Annotated in this window: 7 protein-coding genes; 3 read left to right on the top strand and 4 right to left on the bottom strand. The window is 74.8% G+C overall.

Annotated elements, in window-relative coordinates:
• On the bottom strand, nt 1–597 hold a 597-nt coding region (locus AOK18_RS25310), incomplete at its 3' end, for a TerD family protein (RefSeq protein WP_167738741.1).
• 219 nt (nt 598–816) lie between these two features.
• On the opposite strand from AOK18_RS25310, the gene AOK18_RS25315 reads away from it, so the two are divergent.
• The 3 genes from AOK18_RS25315 to AOK18_RS25325 are packed head-to-tail and all read left to right on the top strand — an operon-like array spanning nt 817 to nt 5,350.
• On the top strand, nt 817–1,983 hold the full coding sequence (locus AOK18_RS25315; protein ID WP_055571349.1) for an HpcH/HpaI aldolase/citrate lyase family protein: 1,167 nt from the start codon (nt 817–819) through the stop codon (nt 1,981–1,983).
• A gap of 32 nt (nt 1,984–2,015) precedes the next feature.
• Nucleotides 2,016–4,538 (top strand): phosphoribosyltransferase, encoded by a 2,523-nt coding sequence (locus tag AOK18_RS25320; RefSeq protein WP_055695833.1) that lies wholly within the window; start codon nt 2,016–2,018, stop codon nt 4,536–4,538.
• The gene (locus tag AOK18_RS25325; RefSeq protein WP_055695831.1) at nt 4,538–5,350 is read left to right on the top strand and encodes an HAD family hydrolase; all 813 of its coding nucleotides are present in this window, start codon (nt 4,538–4,540) and stop codon (nt 5,348–5,350) included. The genes AOK18_RS25320 and AOK18_RS25325 overlap by 1 nt, the downstream gene beginning before the upstream one ends.
• Nucleotides 5,351–5,409: 59 nt before the next feature.
• Here the strand turns inward: AOK18_RS25325 and AOK18_RS25330 are convergent, their stop codons facing one another.
• The 3 genes from AOK18_RS25330 to AOK18_RS25335 all read right to left on the bottom strand — a co-directional run bounded on the left by AOK18_RS25330 (nt 5,410) and on the right by AOK18_RS25335 (nt 7,972).
• The gene (locus AOK18_RS25330; RefSeq protein ID WP_079105170.1) at nt 5,410–6,168 is read right to left on the bottom strand and encodes a DedA family protein; all 759 of its coding nucleotides are present in this window, start codon (nt 6,166–6,168) and stop codon (nt 5,410–5,412) included.
• 117 nt (nt 6,169–6,285) lie between these two features.
• Nucleotides 6,286–6,513 carry an FmdB family zinc ribbon protein gene (locus AOK18_RS31380; protein WP_079105171.1) on the bottom strand — a complete coding sequence of 76 codons (228 nt, stop codon included), beginning with the start codon at nt 6,511–6,513 and terminating at the stop codon, nt 6,286–6,288.
• 130 nt (nt 6,514–6,643) lie between these two features.
• Nucleotides 6,644–7,972, bottom strand: coding sequence for an ATP-binding protein (locus tag AOK18_RS25335; protein ID WP_079105172.1), 1,329 nt, complete (start codon nt 7,970–7,972; stop codon nt 6,644–6,646).
• Between the last annotated feature and the right edge of the window lie 7 nt (nt 7,973–7,979).

A 7,979-nucleotide genomic window follows, 5' to 3' on the forward strand; every position in this document is an offset into this window, starting at 1 on the left:
GGCCGGGGGGACCGGCGGGGCGGCGTCGGCCGCGGGCGGCTCCTGCGCGGCCTCCGACTCGTCCACCGAGATCCCGAAGTCCGTCGCCAGGCCCTTCAGCCCGTTCGAATAGCCCTCGCCGAGCGCCCGGAACTTCCAGCCGTCCCCGCGCCGGTACAGCTCACCGCAGATCAGCGCGGTCTCCCGGCCCGTCTCCGGCGTGACGTCGAAGGACGCCAGCGCCTCCTCGTCCGGGGTCTGCGCGTCGTACAGCAGGATGCGCAGCGTGTCCACGGTGTCGAAGGCGACCCCGTCCGCCGACGCCACCAGCAGGATCCGCCCGACGCCCTCCTCGACCCCGCCGAGATCCGCCTGGATCGTGTCGGTCAGGCTCTCGGCGACGCGCTTCTTGCCCAGCCGCCACACCGTGCCGGAGGGGTGCCGGGGCTGGTTGTAGAACACGAAGTCCTCGTCCGACCGGACCCGGTCGTCGAGCCCGAGGAGCAGGGCGGACGCGTCCACGTCGGGTACCCCCTGGCCGGGCGACCAGCGCAGGACGGCGCGTACCGTGGTGGTCCGGAGCGGGACGTTCGACCCCTTCAGCATGGCGTGCGTCATGCGGTCATCCTGCCCTCTCCGTCCTGGTCACGACAATGCGGGGTGTCCGCGCACGCCGGTGCCGCCCGGCACCGGCACGGCCGGGTCACCTGAAGTTCACACCCGGCGGGAACCGCCGACATCGATACGTACGTACTATTACCGGCCACCTTCCGACATTCCACAGCCGTTTCCCAGCCAGTCATTCCTCAGCATGCCCAGACGTACCGGGGGAGTTCAATGCATCATTTCGGACAGATCGCCCCTGCGGTGCGGAAACGTCTCTTCCACCGGGAGCCGGGCTGGTTCACGCCCCGGTCCCCGGCCCGCCTGCTCGCCATGGCCCTCGGCGCCACGCTGTACAGCCCCGCGACCCGCCCCCGGCTCGCCGACGACATCGTCAAGCAGGCCGGAAACGGCGTGGTCTCGATGGTGCTGTGCCTCGAGGACTCCATCGGCGACGACGACGTGGCCGCCGGCGAGGCGAACCTCGTGGCCCAGTTCGCCGACCTGGCGGGCCGGACCGGGGCCGGTCTGCCGCTGCTGTTCATCCGGGTGCGCACCCCCGAGCAGATCCCCGACCTGGTCCGGCGCCTCGGCCCCACCGCCGGGCTGCTGTCCGGGTTCGTCCTGCCGAAGTTCACCGGGGAACGCGGGGTGCCCTTCCTCGAGGCCCTCACCGTGGCCGAGGCCGAGGCCGGGCACCGCCTCTTCGCGATGCCGGTGCTGGAGTCGCCGGAACTGCTCTACCGCGAGACCCGGGTGGAGACCCTCGAAGGCATCCTCCGCGCGGTCGACAAGTACCGCGACCGGGTCCTCGCCCTGCGCCTCGGCGTGACCGACTTCTGCTCCCCCTACGGGCTGCGCCGCGGCCCCGACATGACGGCCTACGACCTCCAGATCGTCGCCTCCGTGATCGCCGACGTGGTGAACATGCTGGGCCGGGTCGACGGCACCGGATTCACCGTGACCGGGCCGGTCTGGGAGTACTTCCGGGCCCAGGAGCGCATGTTCAAGCCGCAGCTGCGTCAGAGCCCGTTCCTCGAGGTGCAGGCCGTGGAGCTGCGCCAGTCGCTGATCGAGCACGCCATGGACGGCCTGCTGCGGGAGATCTCCCTGGACCGGGCCAACGGACTGCAGGGCAAGACCTGCATCCACCCCTCGCACGTCCTGCCCGTGCACGCGCTGTCCGTGGTCAGCCACGAGGAGTACAGCGACGCCCAGGACATCCTGCGGCCCGGACGCGATGGCGGCGGTGTCATGCGGTCGGCGTACACGAACAAGATGAACGAGGTGAAGCCGCACCGCGCCTGGGCCGAACGGACCGTGCTGCGCGCCGAGGTGTTCGGCGTCGCGAACGAGGACATCGGGTTCGTGGAGCTGCTCGCGGCCGGCCTGGCCAAGTGACCCGACCCGACCGGACCGACGGCAAGGAATCCATGGAGAAGGCAGTGAACGAGGGCGTGCACGAGGGCGTGGACGGGGGAGCGCCCCGCGAGGCGCGCGACGGATCCCCGGCCGCCGGGGACGTACCGGCCGGGGACGCACCCGCCGAGGACGTACCGGCCGGGGACGTCTGGTCCGGGAGCTGGGTCGCCGAGCGGCTCGGCGTCGAGCTGGCGGGCGACGACCGGCTGACCGGGCTGCTCGGGCTGGCGCTGCGCCGCAACCCCAAGCGGGCGCACCTGCTGGTGTCCCACGTCCTCGGCAAGCACGTACCGCAGTCGCCCGCCGTCGTGTACGGCCACGGCGTCGCCCTGGGCCGCCGGGTCCGCGACCTGCTCGGCGAGCAGGCGCACCGGGCGGTGGTCCTCGGGTACGCCGAGACCGCCACCGGTCTCGGCCACGCGGTCGCCGACGGCCTGGGCACCGCCCCCTGCCTGCACTCCACCCGCCGGCCGGTGCCCGGGGTCGCCACCGCGGGCGGCTTCGAGGAGTCCCACTCCCACGCCACCTCGCACCTGCTGCTCCCCGAGGACCCCTCCCTGCTGGCCGGGGACGGCCCGCTGGTCCTGGTGGACGACGAGTTCTCCACCGGCAACACGGTCCTGAACACCATCCGCGACCTGCACGCGCGCCACCCCCGGCGGCGGTACGTGGTGGTCGCCCTGGTCGACATGCGCTCGCCCGCCGACGCCGGCCGGCTGGACGGGTTCGCCCGCGGGATCGGGGCCCGCATCGACCTGGTGACGACCGCGTCGGGCACGGTGCGGCTGCCGGAGGGCGTCCTGGAGAAGGGGCAGGAACTGGTGGCGCGGTACGAGAGCGCCGCCGGGGCCGGCCGGCCGGCCCGCGGCGTCCCGCGCCCGGACGGCGGGCCCGTCCGCGTGGACCTGCGCTGGCCCTCCGGCCTTCCCGACGGCGGACGGCACGGCTTCACCCCCGCGCACCGCGCCCGCCTGGAGCGCGCGCTCCCCGGCATGGCGGCCCGCCTCGAGCAGGCGCTCCCCGCCGGCGCGCGCCGCGTCCTCGTCCTCGGCTTCGAGGAACTGATGTACGCCCCGCTCCGCCTCGCCCACGCGCTGGAACGGAGACTGGAGCGGACACCTGCCGCGCGGGAGGCCGGCACCGAGGTCCGCTTCTCGACCACCACCCGCTCGCCCGTCCTCGCCGTGGACGACCCCGGTTACGCGATACGCACCCGGCTGGTCTTCCCCGCCCACGACGACCCCGCCGACGGCCCCGGCGAGCGCTACGCCTACAACGTCGCCGGCGCGGGCTTCGACGCCGTCGCCGTCGTCGTCGACTCGGCCGCCGACACCCCCGCGCTGCACGCGCCCGGCGGACTGCTGGCCGAACCCCCCATGCTGCCCGAGCCCCTCCGCGGCCCCGCCTTCTCCTCGTACGCGCCCGAGGAGGTCGGCTGGCTGCTCCAGGACCTCTCCGACGTCACCCTGGAGGCGCCGACCGAGGAGCGCGAGGAGGCCATCCAGAGCGGCGGCGCGCACTACGCCGAGTCGCTGCCCGTCGAGTACCAGCCGAGCGAGCAGTACCAGCAGCTGTTCCGCACGGCGCTGGAGACCTCGGCGGCCCGCATCGCCCACGCGGTCGGCGTGGTCACCGAGACCGTGCTCGCCGAGCGGTCCCCCCGCCCGGTCCTGGTCTCCCTGGCCCGCGCGGGCACCCCCGTCGGCATCCTGATGCGCCGCTGGGCCCGGTACCGCCACCGGCTCGACCTCCCGCACTACGCCGTCTCCATCGTCCGCGGCCGGGGCATCGACGCCAACGCGCTGCGCTGGCTGGCCGCCCACCACGACCCCCGGGACGTCGTCTTCGTCGACGGCTGGACCGGCAAGGGCGCCATCACCCGCGAACTCGCCCAGGCCGTCGAGGAGTTCGAGAAGACCCACGGCGTCACCGGCTTCGACCCGGAGATCGCGGTCCTGGCCGACCCCGGCTCCTGCGTGCGGACGTACGGCACCCGCGAGGACTACCTGATCCCGTCCGCCTGCCTCAACTCGACCGTCTCCGGCCTCGTCTCGCGCACCGTGCTCCGCGCCGACCTGGTCGGCCCGGACGACTTCCACGGCGCCAAGTTCTACCGCGAACTCGCCGGCGCGGACGCCTCGGCGGCCTTCCTGGACGCCGTCTCCGCCCGCTTCCCCGAGGCCGCGGACGCCGCCTGCGCCCGGGCCGGGGAACTGCTCGCCGCCGACCGCACCCCCACCTGGGAGGGCTGGGCCGCGGTCGAACGCATCAGCGAGGAGTACGGGATCCACGACGTGAACCTCGTCAAGCCCGGCGTCGGCGAGACCACCCGCGTCCTGCTGCGCCGGGTGCCGTGGAAGATCCTCGCGCGCGCCGGAGCCGGCCGCGACCTCGACCACGTACGGCTGCTGGCCGGCCAGCGGGGCGTCCCCGTCGAGGAGGTCGACGGACTCCCGTACACCTGCGTCGGGCTGATCCACCCCCGGTACACGCGCGGCGCGACCGGCGCCGACGGCAGGGCGGTGACGGCCTGATGACCGTCCTCGTCGCCAGCGACCTCGACCGCACCCTCATCTACTCCGCCAACGCCCTCGCCCTGGGCATGCCCGACGCCCGGGCCCCGCGGCTGCTGTGCGTGGAGGTCTACGAGAGCCGCCCGCTGTCCTACCTGACGGAGACGGCGGCCCGGCTCCTCACCGAACTCGCCGAGACCGCCGTGTTCGTGCCGACCACCACCCGCACCCGCGAGCAGTACCGGCGCATCAGCCTCCCCGGCCCCGCCCCGGCGTACGCGATCTGCGCCAACGGCGGCCACCTCCTGGTCGACGGTGAGACCGACCCGGACTGGCACGCCCGGGTGCTCGCCCGCCTCGCCGCCGAGTGCGCCCCGCTCTCCGAGGTGCGCGGCCATCTGGAGCGGACCGCCGACCCGGCCTGGACGCGCAAGCACCGGGTCGCCGAGGACCTCTTCGCCTACCTCGTCGTCGAGCGCGACCTGCTGCCCGAGGGGTGGGTGAAGGAACTCGCCGTCTGGGCGGAGAACCGCGGCTGGACGGTCTCCCTGCAGGGCCGCAAGATCTACGCCGTGCCCAAGCCGCTCACCAAGAGCGCGGCCGTGCGGGAGGTCGTCCGGCGCACCGGCGCCGACCTCACCCTCGCCGCCGGCGACTCGCTCCTCGACGCCGACCTGCTGCTCGCCGCCGACCGGAGCTGGCGCCCCGGCCACGGCGAACTGGCCGACGCCGACTGGACGGCACCCGGGACCACCGCGCTCCCCGGGCGCGGGGTCGTGGCCGGGGAGGAGATCCTGCGGGAGTTCCTGAGGGCGGCCCGCCCGTCCGGGTGAGACGGGCTTCCGCGCGGCGGTTTCCACGAGCCGCCCCGGCGGACCCGGCGGGAGCGGGGTCAGCCGCGGCGGTCCCGGTCGGCGGAGTCGTACCGGTCGGCGGGGTCGTCCCGGTCGGCGGGGTCGTCCTCCCCGGGGGAGTCCGCCGGCCCGGCCCCTTCCGCGCCCGGCTGCCGGCCGCGCCGCCTGCGGCCGGCGCCGGGCCGCAGCATCCGCAGGACGAGGAACGCGAGCACCGCCAGCACGGCCAGGCCGAGGACCACCTTGGAGTAGGCCGACACGATGGTCGTGACCTGCTGCCAGTTCTCGCCCAGCAGGTAGCCCGCGAGCACGAAGACGGTGTTCCAGATGGCGCTGCCCAGCGCGGTCAGGCCCAGGAACACGGACAACCGCATGCGCTCCACACCGGCCGGCACCGAGATCAGCGAGCGGAAGATCGGGATCATCCGGCCGAAGAACACCGCCTTGGTCCCGTGCTTCAGGAACCAGGCCTCGGTCTTCTCGATGTCCGAGACCTTCACCAGCGGCAGCCGCCCCGCGATCGCCACCGTCCGCTCCCGGCCGAGCAGCGCGCCCACGCCGTACAGCGCGAGCGCGCCGATCACCGAACCGGCCGTGGTCCACAGCAGCACGGCGAGCAGGCCCATCCGCCCGGCGCTCGCGGCGAACCCCGCCATCGGCAGGATCACTTCGCTCGGCAGCGGCGGAAAGAGGTTCTCCAGTGCGATGGCGAGCCCCGCCCCCGGCGCACCCAGGGTGTCCATGAGGTCGTTGACCCACTGGGGTCCGGCTTCCGCGCCCGCTGCGATGGCTGTCATGCAGACAACCGTACAAAGCCGTAGCTGAAGAGAGCCTGAGGAAGATCACCGACGGCCCCCCGGCCGCGGGATCCCGGGGGTGTGTCCCGGCGCCCGGGGGACGTCGGGGCGGGGCCGTCAGCCGCAGCAGCCCCCGCCGCAGCAACCACCGCCTCCGCCTCCGCCACCCGAGCGGGGAGCGGCGGCCGGTGCCTGGGCGGCACCGCCCACGGCGACCGTGGACAGGAGCTTCACGGTGTCGTCGTGTCCTGCCGGACAGGCGGCCGGAGCAGCGGAATCGGCCATGGGACGGCTCAGTTCGAAGGTGTCGCCGCAGGTCCGGCAACGGTACTCGTAACGAGGCATGCGCACAGGCTAACCGGCGGACGGCGCCGATGGCCCGTGGCGGCGGCGACCGGCCGGAACGCACGGGTCGGGGAGCAGGGGCCGCGGACCGCGCCGGGGAGCGGGAGACGCCGGGGCCGGGCCCTAACGGTCAGCCGGCGGAGCCGCCCCGGTCCTCGCGGATCAGGGCCACCACCTCCGCCACCGACCGGCGGACCGCTTCCGTCTCCGTCAGGAAGTGCCAGTAGTCGGGGTGGCGGCCCTCCAGTCCGGCGACGGCCCGCTCCAGCCGGGCCACGGCGCCGTCCAGCGGGTGCGCGTGGCGCGGGTCCGGGGTGTGGCGGCCGGCCATGGCCAGGCGCTGGGCGTCCCGGATGGCGAACCGGGTGCGCTCGATCTCCTGCTCCGGGTCCTTCTGCACGGCGTTCAGCCGCCGCAGCCGGTCCCCGGCGGCGGACACGGCCTCGTCGGTCGTGTTCAGCAGCGCCCGTACGGTCGACAGCAGGGCGGTGGCGTCCGCCCAGCGCTGCTCGTCGCGCGCGGCGCCCGCCTCGGCGAGCCGGGCCTCGGCCTGCCGCACGTTCTCCGCGGCCACGTCGGGGACGCCCTGGAGGTCCTGCCAGCAGGCGGCGCTGAAGCGCCGGCGCAGCTCGCTGAGGACCGGTTCCACCTGCTCGGAGCGGGTGGTGAGGGCCTGCGCGCGGGTGCGCAGGGACACCAGCCGGCGGCCGGTCTCGGCGGCCTGCTCCGGCAGCCGGTCGGCCTCCGCGCGGATGGCCTCGGCCTGCCGGATGACCCGTTCGGCCCGCTCCAGGGTCTGCGGCACGCCGTGCTGCCCGGCGCCCTGGTTCAGCCGGGTCAGCTCCGGGGAGAGCGCGGCGAGCCGGGCGGCGAGGTCGTCGGCCCGCAGCCCCGCCGCACGGGCGGCGTCCAGCGCGTTCGACGCGGCGAGCAGCGCCTGACGGGCCCGCTCGACGGCGGGCGCGAGCCGGGCCAGCTGGTTCTCGGCCTTGCCGAGGAGAGGGCCGAGCCCCTCGGCGAAGCGGTCCAGTTCCCGCTTGACCCGGTCCAGCTCGCCCTTGGCGGCGGTCAGTTCGGTGCGGGCCCGGGAGGCGGTGGAGGCGTCCAGGTCGTCCCGGTCGAGGTCATGGGCGTCGACGGCCTCGATGTAGGTGTGGCTGGCCTCGTCGATCCGGCGGCCGAGCGCCTCGAAGTCGGCGACGGCCCGCCGGGCGGCGGGGGAGCCGTCGACGGCGGTGATGGTCTCGATGGAGATCCGCAGGTCCCGCTGGGCGGTGTCCAGCTCGTAGAACGCGGCCGCCGCCGCGTCCTTGGCGGCCTGCGCCTCGGCCCGCTGGTTCTCGGCCCGCCCGCCGAACCAGCGCCGGGTGCCGCCGCCGGCGAACGCGGCGGGCAGGGCCAGCGCCGCCACCAGCGGCAGGGCCGTCAGCGCGAGCGCGTCACGCAGCGGACCGGCGATCCTGGCC

The organism is Streptomyces prasinopilosus, assembly GCF_001419695.1.
GTDB classification, from domain to species: domain Bacteria; phylum Actinomycetota; class Actinomycetes; order Streptomycetales; family Streptomycetaceae; genus Streptomyces; species Streptomyces prasinopilosus.